Below are 1737 nucleotides of genomic sequence, written 5' to 3' on the forward strand. Positions count from 1 at the left end.
CGGTGTTTGTCAAAGGAGTTGTCACTCGTCTTCGTTTTCAGGCCGCGCGTTTTTCGTCGCCGCCCATGGGGCCTCCTCCGCCAGCTTTGTGGTTGAGCGCGTCGTCGGCCCCATGGTGATCGCCGCGCGGATCGGGTCGCTCGGGGTTCAGCCAGACCGAGCCGATCGGCTGCCAATTGCGCGTGCGGCCTGACCATCTTGCGGGATTGGCCGCGCGAGCTGCCTCGTAGACCTGGACGCGTTGCGCGAGGATGTCGCGGTCCTGGCCGCGATGCCGGGCCTCGGGGGTGACGAAACGGATCGCGCTGTGATGGTTTTCGCCATTATACCAGCAAACGAACCCCTGAACCCAGGCCCGCGCCTCCTCGGTCGAGGCAAAGCCGCGCGCGGGCCAGTCGGGCCGATATTTGCAGGTCCGGAACAGCGCCTCCGAGAAGGGATTGTCATTGCTGACCCGCGGGCGGCTGAAGGAGGCGGTGACGCCCAGCCGTTCCATCGTCGCCCGCATGGTCGCGCCCTTCATCGGACTGCCATTGTCGGCGTGCAGAACAAGGGGCCGCGTTACACATTTCTCGGCCCAGATGGTGCGTTCGAGCAAAGCGGCAGCGTTTTCCGATGCCTCGCACTCATGGATCTCCCAGCCGACGATCTTCCGGCTCCAGATATCGAGCATCAGGTAGAGGTAGAAGAACTTGCCCGCGATCGGGCCGGGTAGCCAGGTGATATCCCAGCTCCAGACCTGGCACGGTCCCTTGGCCTCGAAACTGTTCGGCGGTTTCGCCTTGGAGGGCCTGCGGGCGCGGCCCCGGCGATGGTTCTGGCCTGCCGCGCGCAACACCCTGTAAAAACTCGATTCCGAGGCAATCCATTGCCCCCGATCAGCGAGACACGGCACGATCTGGCTGGGCGGCTGGCTGGCGAATTCGGGCAGGTTGCAGGTCTCGAGGATCGACTGCCGCTCGGCCTCGCTCAGGCGATTGGCGGGGAGCGGGCGTTCCGCAAAGGGGCGGCGATCTTCGTGGAGCACGCCCTCCGGGTCCTGCCAACGCCCGAGCGTGCGTTGATGCAGCCCCAGCTCCGCGCAGGCGGCGGCACGCCGGGCGCCGTCAGTGACGGCCGCCTCGACCAGGGCAAGGATCTCGCGGCGATCTGTGGCAGAGGTCATGCGTCCTCTCCGTCCCTGCGGCCCCAGATCGCATCGACCTTTTTTCGTAAAATCATCAGCGCTGCCGCCTCGGCCAGAGCCTTTTCCTTGCGCGCAAGCTCGCGCTCGAGGTCCTTGATCCGCTTCTTGTCGTCCCGGGTCTCGCGCGCGATCCGATGCGTGGCGGCCTCGTCCCAGTCATTCGCCCGTTCGCAGGCCTCGCGCCAGACCTTGATCTGCTCGGCATAGAGCCCGCGCTGGCGGCAATATTCGCCCAGATCATGCTCGTTCATCGAAGCCGTCTCGATCACCGCCGCCAGCTTGTCACGCGAGTTCCAGCCTTCCGGCGTGGCGTGGGCATCGGGCAAAAATCGCCCCTTCGCCCGCGCATCAGTGCGCCATTTCGCCAGCGTCGCGTAGGAAATCCCCTCCTCCCGCGAGAGCTGCCCGAGAGGCATGTTGTTCGGCGGCAGCATCTTCGTCAGAACCGCTGCCTTTCGTTCCGGTGAGTAACCCAAGTCGTCGTCCTATCCCGCCCGCCAAATCTATCATTTCAGATCGAGAACGGGTGACAACTCTCCTGACATCGGGGG

The 1737-nt window shown here is 65.1% G+C and carries 1 pseudogene; it reads right to left on the reverse strand.

Annotated elements, in window-relative coordinates:
• Nucleotides 1-124: 124 nt before the first annotated feature.
• Nucleotides 125-1620 (reverse strand): annotated as a pseudogene (locus GL286_RS22020) (IS3 family transposase); the annotation flags it as partial.
• Nucleotides 1621-1737 lie beyond the last annotated feature (117 nt).

The organism is Paracoccus aestuariivivens (assembly GCF_009711225.1).
Classification (GTDB): domain Bacteria; phylum Pseudomonadota; class Alphaproteobacteria; order Rhodobacterales; family Rhodobacteraceae; genus Paracoccus; species Paracoccus aestuariivivens.